The organism is Pantoea phyllosphaerae (assembly GCF_051025595.1).
GTDB lineage: Bacteria > Pseudomonadota > Gammaproteobacteria > Enterobacterales > Enterobacteriaceae > Pantoea.
Genome location: NZ_JBPFDE010000007.1, coordinates 15,886 through 40,519, shown reverse-complemented (window position 1 = coordinate 40,519; position 24,634 = coordinate 15,886). Strand labels below are relative to the sequence as shown.

The following is a 24,634-nucleotide window of genomic DNA, read 5'->3' as shown; positions in this document are numbered from 1 at the left end:
CATGTTGGCTCCCCTGATCGATGACAAACAAAAAATCACGCTGATTGAAGAGAGCGGCGTACAGTTTCTCGATTTTGGCCTGCGCATCGCCGCAGGCCAGGCGCGCCGTCAGTTTGTGCGCCAGACGGCAAACGGCCCGCTGCTGCGCCTCAACGTCGACGGCAACAGCGGCAAATTTCTGCTCTACCCGCAGGACGGCGGCGCGCCGGAAGTGGTGCGCCCGGAATCGGACGTGGCGCTGGCGGACTCGCTGGCGCTGCTGGCGGACTGCTGGCTGCCGCTGCCGATGCTGCGCTGCGCCAGCGGCCGTCGCTTTATCGGCGGCCCGGAGAACTGGGCGCGCCTGCGCCTCACCGCGCTGGCGCAGCCGGACGCGGCGGGCAATACCCACCGCGTGACCCTGGCGTTCGATACCCGCTGCGTGGCGCCGGAGGATGGCGGCGAACAGCTCGGCCTGACCGCCGCCGACGCGCAGAACGGCGTCACCTTCTCGCTCGCCTGGCACAACTACGAGCTGGGCGAGTTCCTCGATCACATTTGGGTCGACGGCTGGCTGCGTGAAACGTTCAGCGACCGCGTCGGCGACCGCCGCGAGCAGGCGATCGCGCAGGCCCTGCGCGAGTTCGAATACCAGGCGCACTACCTGAACCTGCTGGAGCTGCTCGGTGAGCAGCTCAACCTGAGCGATATCCACCTGCAGGCCGCCACCCAGCAGACCCCGGCGGTGAACGTCGACATTATTCTCGACGTCGGCAATTCACACACCTGCGGCATTCTGGTGGAAGATCATCCTGAAGAGAGCAACGGCCTGAAGCAGACCTATGAATTGCAGCTGCGCGACCTCTCGCAGCCGCATCAGGTCTATAACGAGCTGTTCGACAGCCGCCTGGAGTTTGCTGAAACCGACTTCGGCAAGGCGAGCTTTTCGCTGCAGAGCGGCCGCGAAAACGCCTTTATGTGGCCGTCGCTGACGCGCGTCGGGCGCGAAGCGAGCCGCCTGGCGCTGCAGCGCGCCGGCCTTGAGGGCAGCACCGGCATCTCCAGCCCACGCCGCTATCTGTGGGACGAGGCGCGCTATCAGCCCGGCTGGCGCTTTAATCAGCCGCAGGGATTGAACGAGCCGCAGGCCAACGCCGCGCCCTTTACCTTTCTGCTGAATGACGAAGGGGAGCCGCTGCACGCGCTCGCCGAGGACGATCGCCTGCCGGTTTTTTCCGCCCACTACAGCCGCAGCTCGCTGATGACCTTTATGCTGTGCGAACTGCTGGCGCAGGCGCTGATGCAGATGAACAGCGCCGCGCAGCGCCAGCGCATGCCGCAGAGCCACGCGCCGCGCCAGCTGCGTCACGTGATCCTGACGCTGCCGTCGGCGATGCCGAAGCCGGAGCGCGAAATATTCCGCCGCCGCATGCAGCAGGCGATCGCGCTGGTGTGGAAAGCCGAGGGCTGGCACGCGGCCGACGAGCCGTTCGACGCCGCCGCGCCGCCGACCTGCCGCAAGCCGGTGCCGGATGTGCAGATGGAGTGGGACGAAGCCACCTGCGGCCAGATGGTGTGGCTGTTCAACGAAACGCAGGTTAACTTCGCCGGTCGCGCGCAGGATTTCTTTAGCAGCACCGCACGCCCGGATCGTCCGCGCGAGGCGGATGAGGTGCCGGGCAAAAGCCTGCGCATCGCCTCAATCGATATCGGCGGCGGCACCACCGATCTGGCCATTACCCACTACCGTCTCGACGACGGCCAGGGCAATAACGTCAAAATCACCCCGCGCCTGCTGTTCCGCGAAGGCTTCAAGGTCGCGGGCGACGATATTCTGCTGGATGTAATTCAGCTCTGGATCCTGCCTGCGCTACAGCAGAGCCTGCAGAAAGCGGGCCTGACGCTGGCCGAGCCGCTGCTGAACAAGCTGTTCGGCCACGACGGCCGCCTCGACGGCCAGGCGACGCTGCGCCAGCAGGCGACGCTGCAGCTGTTTATTCCGCTGGCGCAGGCGGTGCTGGAGCGCTACGAGAACTGGGATCCGCTGGAGAGCCACGCGGAGATCAACGCCCTGTTCGGCGAACTGGTGGAGAGCCGGCCGGCCGACGCGGTGCTCGCCTTTATCAACGGCGAAATCCAGCGCGCGCTGGGCGTCGACAGCGGGTTTGATCTGCTGGAGGTGCCGCTGATCGTCAGTCTCGCCCAGCTGCACGCCGAGTTTATGCAGCACCGCATGGCAATCATCCCGGCGCTGCGCTCGATGTGCGAAGTGGTGTCGCTCTATCAGTGCGACGTGCTGCTGCTCACCGGGCGCCCGTCGCGCTTCCCCGGCATTCAGGCGCTGGTGCGCCATCTGCAGCCGCTGCCAGGCAGCCGCATTCTGTCGCTGGAGGGCTACCACACCAGCGACTGGTATCCGTTCAACAAACATGGCCGTATCGACAATCCGAAATCCACCGCGGCGGTCGGCGCGATGCTCTGCCTGCTGGCGCTCGATCTGCGCCTGAACAGCTTCTGGTTCCGCGCGGGCGATTTCGAACCCTATTCCACCATCCGCTACCTGGGCGTACTTGACGAGAATCAGGCGCTGACCAACGATAATCTCTGCTACAGCGAAATCGATCTCGACGACCAGCGCTTCGCGCTGGACCGCAAAAGCAGCTTCCGCATTCGCGGCAACGTCTGCCTCGGTTTCCGCCAGCTTGATAACGATCGCTGGCCCGCGTCGCCGCTCTACAGCCTGACCCTGAACGACGCCCAGCTGGCGCGCAAGGTGGCCGGAGAGAGCGTGCTGCGCGTGAAGCTGGCGGTGGCGCCAGGCCCGACGCTGCCCGGCCCGGAGCGGCTGGTGCTGAGCGACGCGCGCCTCGACGACGGCACCCGCGTGCCGCTTGAGCAGCTGAGCCTGAAACTTAATACTCTCTCACCGACGGGCAACGCCAACGCCCAGTACTGGATTGACAGCGGAAGCCTTTGCAAACGATGAGAACTGTAAAACCGCGCCAGCCGCAGACGCTGGCAAAACGACTTGGCCTGCTGCAGGAGGCGCTCAACGCCAGCCTGGGCTGGGTCGCCGACCACCGCGACGCCTCGCCCCGCCTGGCGCTGGAGGCGGAAACCTTTACGCGCCAGCTGCGCCGCGCCCGCGCGCAGAGCGATGCGCTTGCTCAGCAGGTCGCCCGTCCGGTGACGCTGGCGCTGTTCGGCCAGTCGCAGGCGGGCAAAGCCTGGCTGCTGAGCGAAATGGTTGCCGACGCTCAGGGCCAGCTGCTGACGCGTCTGGGCGAGAAAAACCTTAACGTCTTTCAGCAGATCAATCCCGGCAATCTCGACTTTGCCGCAGCGACCCGCTACTGCCATCAGCGCGAGCCGCTCTCCGGCGAATGGCCGGTAGAGCTGACGCTGCTGAGCGAGGCGGAAGTTTTGCGTCTGGTGCTGAGCTGCCGCCATGCGGCGCCGCAGCCGGAAAGCGCCCAGCTTGACCAGCAGCTGCAGCGCCTGCAGCGCCAGCGCCTTAGCGCGCCGGTCGGCGGCCTCGACAGCGACGCGCTGGTCACGCTCTGGGCCTGGAGCCGTCGTCACCGCTGTCACGAGCCGCGGCTTGACCGCCATTTCTGGCCGCAGGCGGTAGAGCTGGCGCCTGCGCTCAGCGTCGACGATCGGGTGCAGCTTTTCGCCCTGCTCTGGCCGACTCAGCCGGAGCTGAGCGACGCGCTGCGCGCGCTGCTGCATCTGCGCCATCAGCTGCGCAACGCCAGCCGCGTGCTCGCGCCGCTCAGTCTGCTGGCGGACGACGCGCTGCTGCCGAGCGAACAGCTGATCGCACCCGCCAGCGAGCAGGATCAGCAGCTGAAGGTGGAGGTTTGTCCGCTGAACGGCAACCGCATCGGCAAGCCGCAGCAGGCGCCCCTCGGCTGGCTGGCGCTGCTGACGCTGGAGCTGGTTATCCCCTTAAGCTCGACGCCGCGCACCGCACTGTTTGACGACGCCGATATGCTCGATCTGCCCGCCCCCGGCACGCCCGCCGAGGCGGCGGCGCGCGAGGAGCGCCAGCGTCTGGCGCAGCAGGATCCGCTGCGCGCCCGTCTGCTGGAGCAGAAGCGCGCCCTGCTGCCTGGCTTTTACGCCACGCGCCAGGGGATCGATTTAATGCTGATCTGCACCGCCGCCAGCCAGCGTCAGGATGTCGATGTCGCCAGCCGGGCGCTGCGCGAATGGCAGCTGCATCAGCCGCCGCGCGAAAACGGCGAAAAGCCGCGCCTGATCTGGGCGATCACCCCATACGACGCGCGCCATCAGCAGATCAACGTCGATGAGGCGGTGCAGCGCCAGATTGGCCAGCCCGGCCAGCGCTGGGGCTCGATGCTGGCGCTCGATCGCGCCGGTGTCGATCGCATGGCGGAGTGGCTGCAGGAAGAGATGCAGCCCGACGCGCGCCGCGATCGGCTGCTGGCCGAGCTGCGCGCCCTGCAGCACAGCGTGCTGGAGCGTCGACTGCTGCCCTGGATTGACGCCGAGGCGAGCGCCGAGCAGGCGGCGCGCAGGCAGACCATCGCCGATACCCTGCTGAAATGTCTGCAGCACCGTACCGGCCTGCACGGCGAACTGCTGGAGCGTCTGCAGCCGCCGCGCGAAACGCTGCGTCAGCTCTGGCTCAGCCAGCATGATGCGCCGACCACGACCGCGGCGATCCGCGCCGAGGCGCCCGCGCAGCATTTCGGCGTCGGCTTTGAATTTGATCTTTTTAGCGATACGCCGCTGGCTGAACCGGCGGCCGTGCAGCATCACGTCAGCGCCGCGGGACAGAGCTTCGCGCGCCAGGTGATGGCGCTGTGGCTCGATCATCTGCGCGAACTGCCGGAGAACCGCAGCCTGCTGACGCTGTTGAATGTGGATCGCGGCACGCTGGAGTGGCTGGTTGAAGAGCTGATTGTCGCCAGCTTCCGCCTCGATATGCTGACGTCGCTGGAGCAGGCGCTGCACGAGCCGGATAACCCTTCCGTCAGCCATGAGTCGCGCGCCGATCGTCAGGTTTCCCGCGCCATGACGGTGCTGGGGGATTTTGTCGCCTGGCTGGGCTTTTTGCAGCGAGACGAGGCTGAGCGGCCGCCAAGCCGCGTCAATCGCGGTCAGCCGATTTTCTCGCGTCCGCCCGCGCCGAGCGTTAACTTCTCTGCCGGACAGCGGCTGACGCGTCTCTCCGCCGCGCCCGCCAACCATACCGCCTACTACATTTACGACTGGCTGGTCGGGCTCAATTCCGTGATTCTGGAGAACAACGGCTACGCCGGCGGACGCGACGTGACGCCCGCCGCGCGCGCCGCGCTGGCCGCGATCCTCGCGCCGCTGCGCGGCTAATCCCGCTTCAGGCGCAGGTCGCCCTCCAGCACCTGCGCCGCCTCTTCCAGCAGCGCCAGCACGGCGGCGAACTCGTCGCGCCTTTCCGCCTCCGCCACGTGGCGCAGATGAATGCGCGCCGGCAGCGCCATGCCGCCGGTCAGCCAGTCCCACAGCGCATCGAGATTATTGCCGAAGGCGAACGGGCAATGGCTCTGCTGCGCCAGCGTCCGGTAGAGCGCGTCGCGATCCGCCAGGCGACGGAAGTCGAGCGTAATGGTCAGCATTTTCAGGGCACCTGCTTAAAGCTGCGGTAGTGATCGGTGGTGATATAGACCAGGCCGTCAGAGGAGTAGACCAGCCGATCCGCCTCGCGATGGCCGCAGCGATAGTTGACGTCCGCCTCATACCATAAGCGACCGCTACGCTGCGGCAGACGCTTTTCGCGGTTGCCGAAACGGTCGCCGCCTATCGCCTTGCCCGGCAGCACCTCGCACAGATTGCCTTTGGCGGGATCCCAGCCGCGGCGGCGCGCCTCATTTTTGCTGATGTAATAGGTCGGCAGCTGCTGATGCTGCAGCAGGTAACGCGCTACGGTGCGCGCATCGGTCAGCGAGCTGATGTCGCCAGATTCAGGCGTGGATGAGAGATTCAGATGGGGTTTTAAACCGGCCCAGGCGGCCGCAAGCACGATGAACAGTGCAATCCAGAGTTTTTTCGACATGATGGCATCCCAGACAACAGGACGCTGATGATACCAGCTTTAGCGGGCAGATACAGCGCGGGCCAGCGAAGCTGGCCCTGCGGGGATCACTGCATCGCTTGCATCTGCGCCCCGTGGCGACGCCAGGCGCCTGGCGCAACGCCGTACTGGCGTTTAAAGCTGCGGTTGAAAGACTGCTGTGAGTCAAAGCCCAGCGAAATCGCGACGTTAAGGATCGGCTCATTGGTGGTGGTCAGCCGATCCGCGGATTTCTTCAGCTTCTTGATGCGGATGTACTCACCCAGCGGATAGCCGGTGTGCTCTTTAAACATACGCTGCAGGTGCCATTTGGAATAGCCTGCGCGCTCCGATACGGTGTCCAGATCCAGACGTGCTTCGATGTTGTTATCGATCCAGTCGATTAGATCGTGAATAAATGCGTCGCTCATCATCCCATTTTCTCCCGTCGCCGTTGCGAACAGTATCAGTATCAGTTGCAATTACACTTTAAGGGTGACTGACTTTGCCATTTAATGCAAGTTGGATTGATACATTAAATGCCGCACTCGCCGTAAGGACATTCTCCGCCCCGCTCTGCCTCAGTCAAAACCGCACATAAAGTGTATCAGATATTCTTGCAGTTGCTGGATGCCCAAGCCTACACTCCTCGCGATTAATTGCAATCTTAAAAGTTGCAAATATTGGCCCGCCCTTGTGGGCTCTTTTTTAACGCTATGCGGAATAACAATAATGAACAGACAAACGAAGTGGGTTCGTCAGGGTTCAACCCTTCTGGGCGCGGTGCTGCTCAGCAGCATACTTAGCGGATGTGACAAAGGCGTGGCGCAAAACGCCCCGCCGCCGCCCCCTCAGGTCAGCGTCGCCGACGTGGTGGTGAAGCCGGTCAGCCAGTGGGACAGTTTTAACGGCCGCATCGAAGCGGTGCAGAGCGTGCAGCTGCGCCCGCGCGTCTCCGGCTATATCGATTCGGTGAACTACCGCGAAGGCGACGAAGTGAAAAAAGGCCAGGTGCTGTTCACCATCGACGACCGCACCTATCGCGCCGCGCTGGAGCAGGCGAAGGCCGAACTGGCGCGCGCCCGCAGCCAGGCGGCGCTGGCGCGCAGCGAGTCGGCGCGCACCGAGAAGCTGATCGGCACACAGGCGGTGTCGCGCGAGCAGTGGGAGCAGCGGCGCTCCGCCGCCAGCCAGGCGCAGGCAGACGTGCTCTCCGCCGAGGCGGCCGTGGATATGGCGCAGCTCAACCTGGACTTTACCCGCGTGACTGCGCCGATCGACGGACGCGCCAGCCGCGCCATGATCACCACCGGCAACCTGGTGACCGCCGGCGACAGCGCCAGCGTGCTCACCTCGCTGGTGTCGCAGGATCGTATGTATGTCTACTTCGACGTCGATGAAACCACCTTCCTGCACTACCAGGCGATGGCGCGTCAGGGGCAGCAGCGCGGCTCGCTGCCGGTCGAAATCGGCCTGGCGGGCGAAAGCGGCTATCCGCACCGCGGCCAGGTGGACTTTACCGACAACCAGCTCACCGCCAGCACCGGCACCATCCGCATGCGCGCCCTGCTTGATAACCGCCAGCGTCAGTTTACGCCCGGCCTCTTCTCCCGCGTCCGCCTGCCGGGCAGCGCCGCATTCCAGGCGCTGCTGATTGACGACAAGGCGGTGCTGACCGATCAGGATCGCAAATATGTCTATGTCATGGACAAAGAGGGCAAGGCGCAGCGCCGCGACATTCAGCCTGGCGCAATGGTCGAGGGTTTGCGCATTGTGAAAAGCGGGCTGCAGCCGGGCGATCGCGTGATCGTCGACGGGCTGCAAAAAGTGTTTATGCCCGGAATGCCGGTAACGGCTCAGCAGGTCGCGATGCGCGCGGCTAACGCCAACTAACCGAGGCTACTGCCGCTATGGACTTTTCCCGCTTTTTTATCGACCGGCCGATATTCGCCGCCGTTTTGTCGATTTTGATTTTCGTTACCGGCCTGATCGCTATTCCGCTGCTGCCGATCAGCGAATACCCGGACGTGGTGCCGCCCAGCGTGCAGGTGCGCGCCGAATATCCCGGCGCCAACCCGAAGGTAATTGCCGACTCGGTGGCGACGCCGCTGGAAGAGGCGATCAACGGCGTTGAGAACATGATGTATATGAAATCGGTGGCCGGTTCCGACGGCGTGCTGGTGACCACCGTGACCTTCCGCCCCGGCACCGATCCCGATCAGGCGCAGGTGCAGGTGCAGAACCGCGTCGCCCAGGCGGAAGCGCGCCTGCCGGAAGATGTGCGCCGCCTCGGCATCACTACCCAGAAGATGTCGCCGACGCTGACGCTGGTGGTGCATATGTTCTCGCCGCACGGCAAGTACGACTCGCTCTACCTGCGCAACTACGCCACGCTGAAGGTCAAAGATGAGCTGGCGCGCCTGCCGGGCGTGGGGCAGATTCAGATCTTCGGCGCGGGCGAATATGCAATGCGCGTCTGGCTCGATCCCAATAAAGTCGCTGCGCGCGGCCTGACCGCTGCCGACGTAATCGCGGCGATGCAGGAGCAGAACGTGCAGGTGTCGGCTGGCCAGCTCGGCGCTGAACCGCTGAAGAAGCAGTCCGACTTTCTGCTCTCTATCAATACCGCAGGCCGCCTCGAGAACGAGCAGCAGTTCGGCAATATCATCCTGAAAACCTCGGATGACGGCTCGCTGGTGCGGCTGCGCGACGTGGCGCGCATCGAGATGGGATCCGGCAGCTATGCGCTGCGCTCGCAGCTCAACAATAAGGACGCGGTCGGCATCGGTATTTTCCAGGCGCCGGGCGCCAACGCCATCGATCTCTCTAACGCGGTGCGCGCCAAAATGGCCGAGCTGGCGACACGCTTCCCGGACGATGTGCAGTGGGCCGCGCCTTATGACCCTACCGTGTTCGTGCGCGACTCCATCAGCGCGGTGGTGCATACGCTGCTGGAAGCGGTCGCCCTGGTGGTGCTGGTCGTGATCCTGTTCCTGCAGACCTGGCGCGCCTCGATTATTCCCCTGCTGGCGGTGCCGGTTTCGGTGGTCGGCACCTTTAGCGTGCTCTACCTGCTCGGCTTCTCGCTTAATACCCTGAGCCTGTTCGGGCTGGTGCTGGCGATCGGCATCGTGGTGGATGACGCCATCGTGGTGGTGGAGAACGTCGAGCGTAATATCGCGCTGGGCCTCTCGCCGCAGGCGGCGGCGCATCAGGCGATGCGCGAGGTGTCCGGGCCGATTATCGCCATCGCGCTGGTGCTCTGCGCCGTGTTCGTGCCGATGGCGTTCCTCTCCGGCGTCACCGGCCAGTTCTATAAGCAGTTCGCGGTCACCATCGCGATTTCTACGGTGATCTCCGCCATCAACTCGCTGACGCTGTCGCCGGCGCTGGCGGCGAAGCTGCTGAAGGATCACCATGCGCCGAAAGATATCCCGACGCGCATTATCGATCGCCTGCTTGGCTGGCTGTTCCGTCCGTTCAACCGCTTCTTTAACAGCAGCGCGCACGGCTACGAAGGGCTGGTCGGCAAAACGCTGCGCCGTCGCGGCGCGGTATTTGGCGTCTATGTGCTGCTGCTGGCGGGCGCGGGCTTTATGTTCCACGCCGTGCCGGGCGGCTTTATCCCGACGCAGGATAAGCTCTATCTGATCGGCGGCGTGAAGATGCCTGAAGGCTCGTCGCTGGAGCGTACCGACGAGATGATCCGCAAGATGAGCGAAATCGGCATGAATACCGAAGGCGTGGCCTACTCCGTCGCCTTTCCCGGCCTGAATGCGCTGCAGTTCACCAATACGCCGAATACCGGCACCGTTTTCTTTGGCCTGAAGCCGTTCAGCGAGCGCAAGCACAGCGCCGCAGAGATTAACGCGGAAATCAACGCCAAAATCGCCCAGCTGCAGCAGGGCTTCGGCTTCTCGATTATGCCGCCGCCGATTCTGGGCCTCGGCCAGGGGTCGGGCTATTCGCTCTATGTGCAGGATCGCGCGGGGCTGGGCTATGGCGCGCTGCAGACGGCGATCAATACCCTTTCCGGTGCGGTGATGCAGACGCCGGGCATGCACTATCCCATCTCCTCTTATCAGGCGAACGTGCCGCAGCTCGACGTGCAGGTCGACCGCGATAAAGCCAAGGCACAAGGGGTATCGCTGACCGATCTTTTCAGCACCTTGCAGACCTATCTTGGCTCGTCATACGTCAACGACTTTAACCGCTTCGGCCGCACCTGGCGCGTGATGGCGCAGGCGGACGGCGAGTTCCGCGACAGCGTGGAGGATATCGCTAACCTGCGCACCCGCAACGACCGCGGCGAGATGGTGCCTGTCGGCAGCATGGTGCATATCACCACCACCTACGGGCCCGATCCGGTGATCCGCTACAACGGCTACCCGGCGGCGGACCTGATTGGCGATGCCGATCCGCGCATCCTCTCTTCCGCGCAGGCAATGACCCAGCTGGAGGCGATGTCCAGCCAGCTGCTGCCAAACGGCATGAATATTGAGTGGACCGATCTCAGCTACCAGCAGGCGACGCAGGGCAATACTGCCTTTATCGTCTTCCCTGTGGCGGTGCTGCTGGCGTTCCTGGTGCTGGCCGCGCTCTATGAGAGCTGGACGCTGCCGCTGGCGGTGATCCTGATTGTGCCGGTGACCATGCTGTCGGCGCTGGTCGGCGTCTGGCTAACGGGCGGCGATAACAACGTCTTCGTGCAGGTCGGTCTGGTGGTGCTGATGGGGCTGGCGTGCAAGAACGCCATTCTTATCGTGGAGTTCGCCCGCGAGCTGGAGATGCAGGGCAAAGGCATTGTGGAAGCGGCGCTGGAGGCCTGTCGTCTGCGTCTGCGCCCTATCGTGATGACCTCCATCGCCTTTATCGCTGGCACCGTGCCGCTGATCCTCGGCGAAGGCGCGGGCGCAGAAGTGCGCGGCGTCACTGGCATCACCGTGTTCGCCGGGATGCTGGGCGTTACCCTGTTTGGTCTGTTCCTGACGCCGGTATTTTACGTCACGCTGCGTAAGCTGGTGACGCGTAAGGCGCCGAAAGAGGCGATGCAGACAGCGTAACTATCTATTAAGGGCGGTCAGCGACCGCCCTTTCTTTAAGGAAGGTATTTTTGCTATAGCGTGGGTAAGTCTGTTGCGGCTGAAGAGAAAAACATTCTGGAAGGAATCGGGTGCGCCGCGCTGCGGGGCATAAAAAAAGCCGCTGTTAACGGCTTTTTTTGCACAGGTCTTCGATAGCATCCGGTTCCAGCACCGGCGCGCACTCGGTTTCGTTGCCTTTCTTCAGCTCTTCAAGCGCGTCGGCGACGGTGCGTTTTTCCAGCACCTCCAGCGAAGCCTGCTCGGCTTCATCGGCAATCGATTTGAAGTACCAGCAGAGATTGGCGCTGACCAGACAGCGAGGCGCAACGTCCGGACGCGACGCCCATAGCTTTTTATCCTCAATCACCGAGGTATAAATATCGCGCAGCGTGATTTCGCTGGCCGGACGCCCCAGATGAATCGAACCGGTGCGGCCAAGCGTCGAGACGATAATGCCATCTCGGGTGAGCGGAACCATCAGCTTACGGATGAAACTGGGATTTGCCTCAAGGCCGTATGCCAGAATGGCGCTGGTCGAGCGTTTACCCATCTGCTCCGCCATCGCTACGCTAAGAACCATTTGCAAAGCTGTCGGGAAGCGGTAATCAAGCATTTCTTTATCCTGAGTTGCGGTGCATCTTATTGTTTTATTGCCGCGTAAGTGAACATTCAGTGAGCAATAAATATAACAAACACTGTTGCTTTTTAGAAGCAAGGCAGCGGTGCCAGGGCACGTATTCATTAAAAGCCAGCTGCCGATAGCACAAGCTGTTCAGCCTGCGTCGCGCCAGCCGCCGCCCTGCCCTTAAAGCGCCTCTGGCGCCGCTGAGGGCAGCCGATTCTTCAGCAGCACTACCAGCGCCACGTTAAGCAGCGCCAGCGCGCAAAGCGTCCACAGCGTAACGGACGCGCCGAAGGTTGCAAACAGATATCCGCCCGCCAGAGGCGTCAGCGCCTGACCGATAAGCGCCGGACGCGCCATCCGGCCGACCACTACGGCATACGCTTCCGGTTTGACCATCGCCAGCGGTAAAGTTCCCCGCACAATGGCGCGCAGGCCATTTCCTGCGCCGTAAAGCACCATGCTGAGCAGCACAAGCTGCGGGAACAGCGCCAGCGACAGCAGGCCGAGCGCCACCAGGCCCACCGAGAACAAGGCCGTCCAGATGGGATGGCCGCGTTTAAACAGAATATCGACCACGCGCGACCCCACCTGACACGGCCCCAGAATGGCGCTGAGCCCCAGCGCGGCAGCCAGGGTGTAGCCGCTCGCCTGCAGTAAAGCGATCAGCTGTACCGAGATTGCCGTCATGATCACCGAGGCGAGCGTAAAAATGGCGCACAGCAGCCAGAACAGCGACGGCGCGATATCGCTTTGCGGCGCAGGCATCGTCGCTGATTTTGGCTTCACAACCGCCGCCTTGTCCGGCAGCGCGTAAAAATAGGCGGGCAGCACCAGCAACAGCAGCACTGCGGCGATAGCGAAACAGGCGCCGCGCCAGCCCAGCAGATGAATCAGCAACGCGGTGCCAGGCCACACCAGCGAGGTGCAAAAGCCGGAGATCAGCGTAATGCTGGTAATGGCGCTGCGCGCCTGGCCGCCGTAGCGCGTGCCCAGCGTGGCGAACAGCGCGTCGTAAAGCCCCATCGCCATGCCGACGCCGATAATGACCCAGGCGGCAAGGAACAGCGGCAGCGAATGGCTTAAGGCCATCACCGCCCCGCTCAGCGCCAGCAGCATCCGGCCGCCGCTGCGCGCGATTATACGTCCGCTCAGCGGCGCCAGCAGGCCGGAAACCAGAATGCCGAGCGACAGCGCGCCGTAGACCCACTGCTGTGACCAGCCGGTTTCCGCGACGATCGGGGCCGCCATCACCGCCATCAGATAAAACGAGCCGCCCCAGGAGAGTATCTGCACCAGCCCCAGCACCACTACCGCCATCACGCCCGGTTTATTCCGTTGATTCACATCCATCACCTTTTTGTACAGTAGCAGCTTTTATAACATGCTATGAGATAAGGAAAAAACCGAAACGGTGCCGGTTGCTTCGCTTTGCCTGTTTAGCCGTCAAGCCGCACCGTTTGTTTGATCAACTCACAAGTATGCTGTAACTAATAGAACAGATTGCGTGCAGCGTCGCTCTCTGTCACAGTAAGGTATGTTGTAACTATGGAGACCGCTGATGCGCTACGACCTGATTTCCGACCTGCATGACTGCGCTAACCGCCTCGAAGCGTCGCTGGGGGAGTTGCGCGAGATGATAATGACGCAGCCGCTGCTGATCGCGCGGGTGTTCTCGCTGCCGCCGATAGAAAAAGGCCACGAGCATGACGCCGTGACCGAAATCGCCGTTGAGCAGCACCTGGGGGAAGCCGCGCGCGAGATGGCGCTGGCGCACTTCTGTCGCCTTTTTATGCAGCATCAGTCAGAAAAACTGAGCACCAAAGCGGCCGTTCGCCTGCCCGGCGCCCTCTGCATCGAAGCCGAAGGCGAACGCGAAACTGCCCTTATCGATCAGATCGCGCTGGTGAATCAATACAAAGCGCGGCTGGAGCAGATCATCACCGTGGAGTCAGGCCTGCCGAGCGAAGCGCGCTTTGAGTTCGTGCACCAGCATCTGCGTGGCCTGATTACCCTTAACGCCTATCGCACCATCACCCTGCTGCAGGCGCCGGACAGCCTGCGTTTCGGCTGGGCCAACAAGCATGTGATTAAAAACGTCAAGCGCGAGGAGATTATCGCGCAGCTGGAAAAGAGCCTCAGCGCGAATCGCGCGCAGGCGCCCTGGACGCGCGAGCAGTGGGCGGAAAAGGTGCAGGATGAGCTGGAGAGCGTGCGCGCCCTGCCCGCCACCGCGCGGCTGAAGATCAAGCGCCCGGTAAAGGTGCAGCCCATTGCGCGCGTCTGGCGCGCCGACGAGAAAAAACAGACGCAGCTCGCCTGTCCCTCCCCGATCGTTGTGCTGTGCCGCGACTGCAGCCAGGTGCCGGTGCTGGGCGAACTGCTGAACTACAATGCGGATAACGTGCAGCACCGCTACAAGCCAGCAGCGCAGCCGCTCAACCTGCTGATCCCGCGGCTGCACCTGTGGGTTGACTGTCCGATATAATGTAAAAAGGCCAGCAGCGCTGGCCTTTTATCACGACGGCGGGTTACGCCTTCATGCTGCCGACCATCTCTTCCGGACGTACCCAGGCGTCAAACTCCTCTTCGGTAAGATAGCCCAGCTTCAGCGCCGCGCCTTTCAGCGTCAGCCCCTCTTTATGCGCCTTCTTCGCAATTTCGGCCGCTTTGTCGTAGCCAATATGGGTATTCAGGGCGGTCACCAGCATCAGCGACTCATTGAGCAGCTGCGAAATGCGATCGCGGTTCGGCTCGATGCCGACGGCGCAGTGGTGGTTGAAGCTGTCCATGCCGTCGGCCAGCAGGCGTACCGACTGCAGAAAGTTGTGGATCACCATCGGCCGGAAAACGTTCAGCTCGAAGTTGCCCGACGCGCCGCCGATATTGATCGCCACATCGTTGCCCATAACCTGGCAGCAGAGCATGGTCATCGCTTCGCACTGGGTCGGGTTGACCTTGCCCGGCATGATTGAGCTGCCCGGCTCGTTTTCCGGTATAGAGAGTTCGCCGATGCCGCAGCGCGGGCCTGACGCCAGCCAGCGCACGTCGTTGGCGATCTTCATCAGCGAGGCGGCCAGCCCTTTCAGCGCGCCGTGCGCATGCACCAGCGCATCGGTGGTCGCCAGCGCCTCGAATTTATTCGGCGCGGTGACGAACGGCTGTCCGGTCAGTTCAGCCAGCGCTTTTGCCACGCGCACCGCGTACTCCGGATGGGTATTCAGCCCAGTGCCGACGGCGGTGCCGCCCAGCGCCAGTTCAGCGACGTGAGGAATGCTCTGCTCAATGTGCCGGAGGTTGTGCTCCAGCATCGCCACCCAGCCGGAGATCTCCTGGCCCAGGGTCAGCGGCGTCGCATCCTGCAGATGGGTGCGGCCGATCTTGACGATATCCTGAAAGGCGCTGGACTTCTCGCTCAGGGTTTTCTTCAGCGTTTCAATCTGCGGGATCAGCTTTTCGCGCAGCGCAATCACTGCCGCCACGTGCATGGCGGTCGGGAAGACGTCGTTTGAGCTCTGGCTTTTGTTGACGTCGTCGTTGGGGTGCACCAGGCGCGACATGCCGCGCTCGCCGCCGAGGATCTCGCTGGCGCGGTTGGCCAGCACCTCGTTCATGTTCATGTTGGTCTGGGTACCGGAGCCGGTTTGCCAGATCGCCAGCGGGAATTCGCCGCTGTGTTGATCGGCCAGCACTTCGTCGGCGGCTTTAACAATGGCGTCCGCGCGTTCAGCCGGCAGCAGGCCAAGATCGCGGTTGACGGTGGCGGCGGCGCGCTTGGTCTGCGCCAGCGCATAGACCAGCTCGGTGGGCATTTTTTCTGTCGAGATACGGAAGTGTTCCAGCGAGCGCTGCGTTTGCGCGCCCCATAACTTGTCTGCGGGTACATCAATGGGCCCCATTGAATCTTTTTCAATGCGCGTGGCTGCCATGTCTACGTCTCCTTTAGCACAGGTTGTGGTGATTGGTCGCCCAGCGCGGGAAGAATGCTGGACGCGCAGAATGCTTGCATACAAGAATTTAACATTATGCGAGTCATAAGCGATGTTTGCACTTCATATGTATTCCCGGTGCCATTTTCTGCTTTAATAGGCGCAATAACTTCCCGTGATTAAAGGGTTAATCATGCAAAAAATGGTCAATTCGCTGCAAAATTACGCATGGGGCAGCAAAACTGCCTTAACGGAACTCTACGGCATCGCTAACCCCAGCGGCGCGCCGATGGCGGAGCTGTGGATGGGCGCGCACCCAAAAAGCCCTTCGCAGGTCGAGGTCAAGGGCGAGCGCCGCTCGCTGCGCGACCTCATCGACGCCGCGCCCGAAGAGACGCTCGGCTATGCGGTAGCGAAACGCTTTGGCGAACTGCCGTTCCTGTTTAAAGTGCTGTGCGCCGCTCAGCCGCTCTCAATTCAGGTCCATCCCAGCAAAAGCGCGGCGGAAGAGGGTTTCGCACGGGAGAACGCGGCAGGCGTTCCGCTCAATGCGCCGGAGCGCAACTATAAAGATGCCAACCATAAGCCAGAGCTGGTCTATGCGCTGACCCCTTTTCAGGCGATGAACGGCTTCCGTGAGCTGCCGGAGATCGCCTCGCTGCTGCAGCCGCTGGCAGGCGCGCATCCGCAGATCGCCCACTTTTTGCAGCACCCCGACAGCGATAATCTGGCGGCGCTGTTCACCACCCTGCTGTCATTGCAGGGGGAAGCGAAGTCGCTGGCGCTGGGCGTGCTGAAAGCCGCGCTCAACGCGCGCGACGGCCAGCCGTGGGAGACCATTAAGGCGATTGCGGCGGATTACCCGGACGACGGCGGACTGTTTTCGCCGCTGCTGCTGAACGTGATTACGCTGCAGCCGGGCGAAGCGATGTTTCTTTACGCCGAGACGCCGCACGCCTACCTCAACGGCGTGGCGCTGGAGGTGATGGCCAACTCCGATAACGTGCTGCGCGCCGGCCTGACGCCAAAATATATCGATATCCCCGAGCTGCTCGCCAACGTCAGGTTTCAGTCAAAACCGGCGTCGCAGCTGCTGACCCAGCCGCAACAGCAGGATCGCGCCCTGAACTTCCCTGTTCCGGTGGAGGATTTCGCTTTCGCCATTCACGCGCTGGACAGCGAACCGCAGCCCCTCTCGCAGGAGAGCGCGGCAATCCTGTTTTGCATTGAAGGCGAGGCGACGCTGACGCTGGGCCAGCAGCAGCTGACGCTACATCCCGGCGAATCCTGCTTTGTGCCCGCCAGCGACGGCACCCTGAAAGCCACCGGCAGTGGTCGCCTGGCGCGCGTTTTTAACGCATTGCGCTGATTAGCCTGACGGAACTGGCGCTAACTGCTATTATTTCAATCTATTAGCGAAAAACGCCCGCGGGCGTTTTTCTTCCCTCGCCGGACGTCGGACAGCGGCGTAAGCGGACACAAGGATAAGGACGACTCAGCAATGAAAAAGACCAACGTTGCCGTAGGTGTGATTATCGCCCTGGGCGTAATCTGGACCGGCGCGGCATGGTTTACCGGTAAGCAGCTGGAAAGCCATATGGATGAACTGGTGCAGAACGCCAATACGCAGCTTAACGCCCTGGCGCCCAACAGCCGCCTCAAGCTCAGCTATCAGGATTACCAGCGCGGCGTCTTCAGCAGCACCACGAAGCTGGTGCTGCAGGCCAACTCGCAGACCGAAGATAACGCGTTCCTGAAGCCCGGTCAGAGCATCGTCTTCAACGAAACCATCGATCACGGCCCTTTCCCGTTCGCCCAGCTGCGTCGCTTTACGCTGATCCCAAGCATGGCGTCAGTGCACACCGAGCTGGAAAACACCGATGCGCTGAAAAACCTCTTCGCCCTGACCGACAATAAGTCACCGGCAAATGCGGATACCCGCATCGGCTACAGCGGCGCGACCGATACCGCCCTGCACTTTTTACCGGTTAATTATCAGAATGCGCAGACCGGCCAGCGCGTGGCGACCAACGGCGGCACGCTAAACGTCAGCGCAGACAGCAAAGGCGATAAAGTCTCAGTAGACAGCGATATCGACAGCATCGCCATCACCAGCAAAAACGAGATGGGCATGCCGGTGCTGTTTACCGCTAACGGCGTGAAGGTGAGCGGCAATACGCACCTGACGCCAGAAGGCGTGCGCATCGGCGATCAGAAAGTCGAGCTGGAGAAATTCAACGCCAGCGTCAACGGCAAGGATGCGCTGACGCTGCAAAAGCTCAACGGCACCTCATCGTTCGATAACAAAGCGGGCAAAATCAGCGGCAATATCGACTATCGCGTCGATAACGTGCACCTGCAGAACAACGATTTTGGCGAAGCGAAGCTGAGCATGAAGCTGGCGCAGTTTGACGCTCAGGCGGTGAAAGCGTTCTCCGATAACTATCATGCGCAGATGCAGGAGCTGCTGAATCAGCCGGGCCTGGCGAACGACCCGATCCGCTATCAGGCCGGCGTCAACACGATTCTGCTGAATAACCTGCCGACGCTGCTGAAAGGCGCGCCGATGGTCAGCATCGCGCCGCTGAGCTGGAAAAATGAAAAAGGCGAAAGCACCTTTAACCTCACGGCTAACTTCAACGATCCCGCGACCGTTACCGGACAGCCGCAAAATCTCTCCGGCATGGTGGATCGCGTGCTGAAGAGCTTATCGGCCAAGCTGGTGATCAATATGCCGATGGCGACCGAAGTGATGCGCAACGTTGGCCTGGCCGAAGGCTATACCGGCGACGACGCGCAGAAGCTGGCGGACCAGCAGGTGAAAGGCCTGGCGGCGATGGGCCAGATGTTCCGCCTGACCCAGCAGCAGGATAACAATATCGTCACCAGCCTGCAGTACAACGGCGGCCAGGTGAACATGAACGGCGACACCATGACGCTGGAGCAGTTTATGTCGCGCTATATGCTCGGCCTGCCCACCAGCGAAGGCATGCCGCAGTAAGCGCAAGCGGCACGATAGCTAAAGCGACCTGCAGGTCGCTTTTTTTATTTCCTGCCGCCGCTAACAAGGCTCGGCGTTAAAATCGTATGCTGGCTGGCGATATCCGGCGCGCTAAGCCGCAGCAGAATGCGCGCCGCGGCGGCGCGCCCCATCTCGCGCGCCGGGCTGCAGATATAGGTGAGCGGCGGATCGCCTGGATTCGCCTGCGGCTCGTCGCTGAAACCTACCAGCGCTATCTGCTGCGCCTCCTCGCTGTCAACCGCGCCCTGGCCCAGCGTCTGTCCGCTACGCAGCAGTGCGACGTAGCTGCCGAGCGCGGTAGCGGTGTCGGCGGCGATAAGGGCCGTCAGCTGCGGGTGGCGCTGCAGCAGCTGCGTAGTCGCCTCAGCCGCCGCCTGCTGGCTCATTTCACACGCGATAATCCACTCCGGCTTAAACGGCAGGCCGTACTGCAGCAGCGTGGCGCAGTAGCCGCCGATACGCTCGGCGCGCATCAGCGACGCGTTGCTGCCGCCTAGCCAGGCAATATGCTGATGTCCCTGACGGATAAGGTATTCGGTCGCCATGCGCGCCCCCAGCGCATTATCGGGCCGCAGGCTGTCCGTTCCCTCCAGATAACTGGCGCGTGAGGCGCAGATCAGCGGCAGCTCAAGCTCGGCAGCGCGCGTGACCAGCGCCGCGCCGTTATCCGCGTCGCCGCCCAGCACTATGCCGTCGACACCCTGCGCCACCAGCGACTCGAAGGCGCGCGCCAGGTGCTGCCCCTGCGCGCCGCTCTGAGCCAGCACCAGCATCCTGTCATGCGCCGCCAGCGCCTCGCTGAGCCCGGCCGTCATCTCTGCATAAAACCGCTGGCTCATCTCCCTGACGATCAGGCCGATGACGCCGCTGGTACCGCCGCGCAGCGCGGCCGCGCTACGGTTACGCACATAGCCTGACTGCTCGATCGCCTCATTGACCCGCGCCGCCGTAGTGGGAGAGATACGGCCTTTGCCGGACAGCACCAGCGAAACGGTGGTGACAGAGACGCCAGCCGCTTCAGCGACATCGTTAATGGTGATTTTTTGCTGCGACATAGGGCACGCCTGCGAAAAGGAGGTTAAGTAACCGCATTATAAAGGTAAAACGTTTAACCTGAAAAAAAACTTGCTGATTTACCCGCCTGTTATCAGGCGGAATGCGGGTTAAACACAAGGTAAAACGTTTTATCTTTTACTTTACCTGTCGGCTCCCCTGGCCGTGTCCGGTTGCTCTGTCTGCTGGTCAGGCTCAGAATGCCGACGCTATTCCTCTCTGGTTCTGGCTAGCCTGATGGAGATAACTGGCGCAGACGCCAGAAAGCGCGGGCGATCGCCACCGACAGGTGTGACAACGTCACGAAAAGCGGCTGTGCTTGCGCCGAAAAAAGCGAACCCGGTCTCCGTCTGCCATGCCCGCCCTGATGCGCGCTTAAGCCCTTTCGCTTACTATCCCAGCAGTTGTGGCGCAGGTTGCGCAAAGGGCTCGCCATGTTGCGCACCTTGTTTCTATAATGGTCTGCACTTTTATTCCTGTCAGAGAGTGCAGCATGTTCGATTCCAGCCTTCCCGTTACCGATATCCATCGCCATCTTGACGGCAACATCCGCGCGCAAACCATTCTGGATTTAGGCCGCCAGTTTAACCTCGCCCTCCCCGCCGCCACGCTGGAAGCGCTGCGCCCCCACGTTCAGGTGGTGGAAAACCAGCCCGACCTGGTAAGTTTCCTGAATAAGCTCGACTGGGGCGTTAAGGTGCTGGGCGATCTGGACGCCTGTCGCCGTATCGCGCTGGAAAATGTGGAAGATGCGGCGCGCGCCGGCATTCACTACGCCGAGCTGCGCTTCTCGCCGGGCTATATGGCGATGAACCATAACCTGCCGGTGGCGGGCGTGGTGGAAGCCGTTATTGACGGGATTAAGGCAGGCTGTCAGAAATATAACGTCGACGTGCGCCTGATCGGCATTATGAGCCGCACCTTCGGTGACGAAGCCTGTCTGCGCGAGCTGGAAGGCTTGCTGGCGCACCGCGATCATATTACCGCCGTCGATCTGGCTGGAGATGAGCTGGGCTTTCCCGGCAGCGAGTTTCTGAGCCACTTTACGCAGGCGCGCGACGCCGGTTTTCGCGTGACGGTGCATGCGGGCGAAGCGGCCGGTCCGGAGAGCATCTGGCAGGCGATCCGCGAGCTGGGCGCCGAGCGTATCGGCCACGGCGTGAAGGCGATTGAAGACCGCGCGCTGATGGATTTTCTCGCCGAGCACCGCATCGGCATCGAGTCCTGCCTGACCTCCAATATCCAGACCAGCACCGTCTCCTCGCTGGCGCACCACCCGCTGAAAGCGTTCCTGGAGCACGGCATCCTGGCAACCATCAATACCGACGATCCGGCGGTTCAGGGCATTGAGCTGGCGCATGAGTATCAGCACGCGGCGCCTGCCGCCGGGCTGAGCGCCGCGCAGATCCGCCAGGCGCAGGAGAACGGTTTGACCATCGCCTTCCTGAGCGACGCTGAGAAAACCGCTATCCGCAATAAAGTGCAGGCGTAAAAAAAGGCCGCGAAGGCGGCCTTAGCTTGTTTGTAATGTGCTGACGCAGGTGACATAGTCCGATCGCAAAAACGCCATCCCTGGCGGCTCGGCCCGCGCAGATACGCACCTCATCCTTGAGGTGCGCCCGTCGCCGGGCCAACGCTTTGCGTTGTCCAAAAACGTTCCCGACGTTTTTGTCCTTGCGCGGGACGCTTTGCTCTTCGGGCTATGTTACCCGCGTTTTGAGTTTTCAGTCGTCTGCGGGCGGGCGATGGCTTTATATATGCAGCTCGATGCGCAGTAAACCTTTTCTCGTTACTTCAGCGAGAGCGTCTGGCGCTTCTCCGCCGACTGCAGCCCCAGCTCGATCAGCTCCATCACCTGGATCGCCTCTTCCGCCGTCACCGGATTATTGCCGCGCCCGTTAATCGCATCGCGCACCGCCGCATAATAGGCAGGATAGTTGCCCGGCTGCGTCATCAGCGTCTCTTCCTTGACGCCTTCGCCGTCGGCCAGCGTCAGCACGCCGTCGCGCATATCGTAGCCCCACTCTTCAGCGGGCGGAAAATCGCCCGCCTTCAGCCGATCTTCCTGCGGATCCAGACCATATTTCACGTAGCTGCCGCGCATGCCGTGTACCACATAGCGCGGCGACTCGGCCGCCACCAGCATGCTGGCGTGCAGCACCACGCGACGCTGCGGATAGGTCAGCGTGGCGTGGAAGTAGTCGGTGGTCTGCGCGCCGGGGCGCATCTCCGCCATATCGACGTTAATGGCGACCGGCGCGCCGAAGAGCTGCAGCGCCTGATCGAGCAGATGCGGTCCCAGATCGTACCAGATGCCGCTGCCGGCGCCTTTCATCTCGCGCCAGCGCTGACGCACTTCGGGGCGGAAGCGGTCGAAATGGGATTCAAAATAGCGCACGTCGCCCAGCGTGCCCTCTTTCAGCAGCTGTTTCAGGGTCAGGAAATCGCTGTCCCAGCGGCGGTTGTGGAAGACGGAAAGCAGCAGGCCTTTGGCCTTCGCCAGCGCGTCCAGCTCGCGCGCCTGTGACAACGTCACGGTAAAGGGCTTATCTACCACTACATGCTTGCCTGCGTTCAGCGCAGCCTTGGCCAGTGGAAAGTGGGTATCGTTGGGCGTCGGGATCACGATCAGCTGCAGCGACGGGTCCTCTAACAGCGCCTGAGGATCGGCCACAACGGTTACCTGCGGCCAGTCAGCGTGCACTTTCCCTTCGTCGCTACTGGAGATGGCGGCCAGCTCAACGTCCGGCGTGCCCGCAATCAGCGGCGCGTGAAACGTCTTGCTCGCGAAGCCGTACCCTATCAGTCCAACACGAAGTTTGTCGCTCATTATCACTCCTCTTATTCGCATACCCGACTGATTTAAGACCATAGCGCTGGTCAGGACAAGCAGGAATCCCCCGAAAAATCAGGAGATAGCCCGCTGCGCCATCGGCCAGGGCGTTTCCGCGAGCAAGGTATCCTGTGCATCCTGGTTGCGACGGCGAAAATCGCTGGGGCTGACGCCGACCCGTTTGCGGAAGACGCGTGAGAAGTAGAGCTGGTCGTCGTAGCCTACTTCACGCCCGACGCTGGCAATCGGCTCCTGGGTGGTTTGCAGCAGCAGCCTGGCGCGGATGACGCGCTGGTCTTCGCGCCAGCGCAGCAGGTTGACGCCCATCTGTTCGCGGAACAGGTGCGCCAGCCGCGACGGCGACAGGCAGACGTGGCGCGCCACCTCTTCGATCTTCACTTCGCTGGCCAGATGGTTGGTAACGTACTGGCAGGCCTCAATGATGCGCGGGTCACGCACCTGCTGGTGGCTGCGCGGATCTTCCTCTACCGCGCGCAGCAGCAGGCGCTCCAGCAGGTTCATCGCCAGCTCTTCGGCAAAGCGGCGACCGGAATTATGGGTTTGCTCGATGCTGGCAAAGAGGCGGTCGAACTCGGCGCGCAGCGTTTCGTTGAGGTGCAGCCGTCCGACGCCTTCGCGCGCGTCCTGCCACTGCAGCCAGTCGTTCCAGTAGGCGCGCGGACGGAAATAGACCCAGCGGTGATGCCACTCCGGGCTGTCCGGCGCGCGCCCGTAGTAGTGCGGCGTTTTCGGCTGAAACAGCAGCATATCGCCCGGCAGGCAGTCAAAGCCGTTTTCGCCGTCGAACACCCGGCCCTTGCCTTTAATCGTGAGGTTAAGAATGAAGCCTTTCATGCCGTGCGGACGGTCGATAAAAAAGTCGAGCGGACCGTCGGCCGCAATGGGCGTCAGCCCGGCGACCAGCCAGGCATTGAAGGGATAACCGGGCAACAGAGGATTTTGCTGCGCCGCTGTGGTTTCACGGTGGTACATAACGTCCTCACTCAGTCAGGGTTAAGCAGAGCGCGGCGCCTGAGCGCCGCCTTTTTTGCCGTCAGGCTTTATGCTTTTGTTTATAGCGGTCAAAAATCACCGCCGCTAACAGTATCAGACCACGCACCACGTACTGTGAGAACGGCGAGATATTGAGTAAATTCATCGCATTTTCAACGGTGCCGAGGATCAGCACGCCAGCAACCACATAGGAAATTTTGCCGATGCCGCCCTTCAGCGAGACGCCGCCCAGCACGCAGGCGGAGATCACCACCAGCTCATAGCCCAGCGAGGTCATCGGCTGGCCGCTGGTCATGCGCGAGGCGAGAATAATGCCCGCCGCCGCCGATACCAGCCCGGAGAGAATAAAGATGATGATGCGGGTGCGCACCACCGGCACGCCCGCCAGTCGCGCCGCCTCTTCGTTGCCGCCGATCGCCAGCGTATTGCGGCCAAAGGTGGTTTTGTTGAGCAGGAAGCCGAAAATCAGCATGGTGGCGATAGTGAGCCAGATCGGCGCAGGCACGCCGAGCCAGTTGGCAAAGCCGAGGGTAAAAAAGCGCTCATCTTCTATGCCCACCGCCTTGCCGTCGGAGAAGATATAGGCCAGGCCGCGCACGATCTGCATGGTCGCCAGCGTGGTGATCAGGGCGTTGATTTTCAACCGCGCAATCACAAAGCCGTTAACAAAGCCGGTAGCGACGCCAATCAGCAGGCCAGCGAAGACGCCGATCCACAGGCTTTCCGTCATGTTGATCACCACTGCGGTGACCACGCCCGCACAGGCGATCACCGAGGCGACCGACAGGTCGAAATCGCCGGAGGCGAGGCAGAAGAGCATGCCGCACGCCACCATGCCCGACATCGACATCGCCAGGCCCAGCCCTTTCATATTAATGAAGGAGCCAAAGTTAGGCACAAACACGGCGCAGGCGACGAACAGCAGCGCGAACACCACCAGCATGCCGAAGTTATCCCAAATACGCCCGAAGCGCATGCCGCTGCGCTGCTGCACCGGCGGCGTACCTGAAGTTGTGGATGAAGACATAATATTTTCCTCT

Annotated in this window: 18 protein-coding genes; 8 read left to right on the top strand and 10 right to left on the bottom strand. The window is 62.1% G+C overall.

The features are described 5' to 3' along the window. Position 1 precedes the first annotated feature (1 nt). Both ACR6A7_RS11080 and ACR6A7_RS11075 read left to right on the top strand, forming a co-directional pair. Positions 2 to 2,965, top strand: coding sequence for a virulence factor SrfB (locus ACR6A7_RS11080; RefSeq protein WP_434124898.1), 2,964 nt, complete (start codon positions 2 to 4; stop codon positions 2,963 to 2,965). After that, on the top strand, positions 2,962 to 5,337 hold the full coding sequence (locus ACR6A7_RS11075) for a virulence factor SrfC family protein (protein WP_434124897.1): 2,376 nt from the start codon (positions 2,962 to 2,964) through the stop codon (positions 5,335 to 5,337). Before ACR6A7_RS11080 ends, ACR6A7_RS11075 begins: the two co-directional genes overlap by 4 nt. On the opposite strand, the gene ACR6A7_RS11070 is transcribed toward ACR6A7_RS11075, so the two are convergent. The 3 genes from ACR6A7_RS11070 to ACR6A7_RS11060 all read right to left on the bottom strand — a co-directional run bounded on the left by ACR6A7_RS11070 (position 5,334) and on the right by ACR6A7_RS11060 (position 6,471). Continuing rightward, complete coding sequence (locus ACR6A7_RS11070) at positions 5,334 to 5,603, bottom strand: barstar family protein (protein ID WP_434124896.1); 270 nt, start codon at positions 5,601 to 5,603, stop codon at positions 5,334 to 5,336. The genes ACR6A7_RS11075 and ACR6A7_RS11070 overlap by 4 nt on opposite strands. A 2-nt stretch (positions 5,604 to 5,605) precedes the next feature. Beyond that, a complete protein-coding gene (locus ACR6A7_RS11065; RefSeq protein ID WP_434124895.1) occupies positions 5,606 to 6,040 on the bottom strand; it encodes a ribonuclease domain-containing protein in 435 nt (144 codons plus the stop codon). 86 nt (positions 6,041 to 6,126) lie between these two features. Further along, entirely contained in the window at positions 6,127 to 6,471 is a 345-nt protein-coding gene (locus ACR6A7_RS11060; protein WP_033747323.1) for a helix-turn-helix domain-containing protein, read from the bottom strand. Between the two features lie 298 nt (positions 6,472 to 6,769). On the opposite strand from ACR6A7_RS11060, the gene ACR6A7_RS11055 reads away from it, so the two are divergent. Together ACR6A7_RS11055 and oqxB are read left to right on the top strand one after the other, a co-directional pair. Then, positions 6,770 to 7,930: an efflux RND transporter periplasmic adaptor subunit gene (locus ACR6A7_RS11055; protein ID WP_434124894.1), complete on the top strand. Its 1,161-nt coding sequence runs from the start codon at positions 6,770 to 6,772 to the stop codon at positions 7,928 to 7,930. A 17-nt stretch (positions 7,931 to 7,947) separates the two neighbouring features. Continuing rightward, positions 7,948 to 11,100, top strand: a complete 3,153-nt coding sequence (gene oqxB / locus ACR6A7_RS11050; RefSeq protein ID WP_434124893.1) for a multidrug efflux RND transporter permease subunit OqxB — start codon at positions 7,948 to 7,950, stop codon at positions 11,098 to 11,100. Between the two features lie 145 nt (positions 11,101 to 11,245). Here the strand turns inward: oqxB and ACR6A7_RS11045 are convergent, their stop codons facing one another. Then, positions 11,246 to 11,734, bottom strand: coding sequence for an RrF2 family transcriptional regulator (locus ACR6A7_RS11045; RefSeq protein WP_224481430.1), 489 nt, complete (start codon positions 11,732 to 11,734; stop codon positions 11,246 to 11,248). A 192-nt stretch (positions 11,735 to 11,926) separates the two neighbouring features. After that, positions 11,927 to 13,096: an MFS transporter gene (locus tag ACR6A7_RS11040; RefSeq protein ID WP_434124892.1), complete on the bottom strand. Its 1,170-nt coding sequence runs from the start codon at positions 13,094 to 13,096 to the stop codon at positions 11,927 to 11,929. Positions 13,097 to 13,301: 205 nt separating this feature from the next. Between ACR6A7_RS11040 and tus the strand changes: the two genes are divergently transcribed. Beyond that, positions 13,302 to 14,231: a DNA replication terminus site-binding protein gene (gene tus / locus ACR6A7_RS11035; protein WP_434125072.1), complete on the top strand. Its 930-nt coding sequence runs from the start codon at positions 13,302 to 13,304 to the stop codon at positions 14,229 to 14,231. A gap of 43 nt (positions 14,232 to 14,274) precedes the next feature. On the opposite strand, the gene fumC is transcribed toward tus, so the two are convergent. Further along, positions 14,275 to 15,672, bottom strand: coding sequence for a class II fumarate hydratase (gene fumC / locus ACR6A7_RS11030; protein ID WP_434124891.1), 1,398 nt, complete (start codon positions 15,670 to 15,672; stop codon positions 14,275 to 14,277). 193 nt (positions 15,673 to 15,865) lie between these two features. Between fumC and manA the strand changes: the two genes are divergently transcribed. Continuing rightward, positions 15,866 to 17,041, top strand: a complete 1,176-nt coding sequence (manA, locus tag ACR6A7_RS11025) for a mannose-6-phosphate isomerase (RefSeq protein WP_434124890.1) — start codon at positions 15,866 to 15,868, stop codon at positions 17,039 to 17,041. A 132-nt stretch (positions 17,042 to 17,173) separates the two neighbouring features. Beyond that, on the top strand, positions 17,174 to 18,673 hold the full coding sequence (locus ACR6A7_RS11020; RefSeq protein ID WP_434124889.1) for a YdgA family protein: 1,500 nt from the start codon (positions 17,174 to 17,176) through the stop codon (positions 18,671 to 18,673). Positions 18,674 to 18,717: 44 nt separating this feature from the next. On the opposite strand, the gene malI is transcribed toward ACR6A7_RS11020, so the two are convergent. Further along, positions 18,718 to 19,749, bottom strand: coding sequence for a Mal regulon transcriptional regulator MalI (gene malI / locus ACR6A7_RS11015; protein WP_434124888.1), 1,032 nt, complete (start codon positions 19,747 to 19,749; stop codon positions 18,718 to 18,720). A 491-nt stretch (positions 19,750 to 20,240) separates the two neighbouring features. Here malI and add point away from each other — a divergent pair, with 491 nt between their 5' ends. Then, positions 20,241 to 21,239, top strand: coding sequence for an adenosine deaminase (add, locus tag ACR6A7_RS11010; RefSeq protein WP_434124887.1), 999 nt, complete (start codon positions 20,241 to 20,243; stop codon positions 21,237 to 21,239). Positions 21,240 to 21,536: 297 nt separating this feature from the next. On the opposite strand, the gene ACR6A7_RS11005 is transcribed toward add, so the two are convergent. The 3 genes from ACR6A7_RS11005 to araH form a co-directional block, all read right to left on the bottom strand. Then, positions 21,537 to 22,577: an oxidoreductase gene (locus tag ACR6A7_RS11005; RefSeq protein WP_434124886.1), complete on the bottom strand. Its 1,041-nt coding sequence runs from the start codon at positions 22,575 to 22,577 to the stop codon at positions 21,537 to 21,539. Between the two features lie 78 nt (positions 22,578 to 22,655). Then, positions 22,656 to 23,573 (bottom strand): arabinose operon transcriptional regulator AraC, encoded by a 918-nt coding sequence (gene araC / locus ACR6A7_RS11000; protein WP_434124885.1) that lies wholly within the window; start codon positions 23,571 to 23,573, stop codon positions 22,656 to 22,658. Between the two features lie 61 nt (positions 23,574 to 23,634). Continuing rightward, a complete protein-coding gene (gene araH, locus ACR6A7_RS10995; protein ID WP_434124884.1) occupies positions 23,635 to 24,621 on the bottom strand; it encodes an L-arabinose ABC transporter permease AraH in 987 nt (328 codons plus the stop codon). Positions 24,622 to 24,634 lie beyond the last annotated feature (13 nt).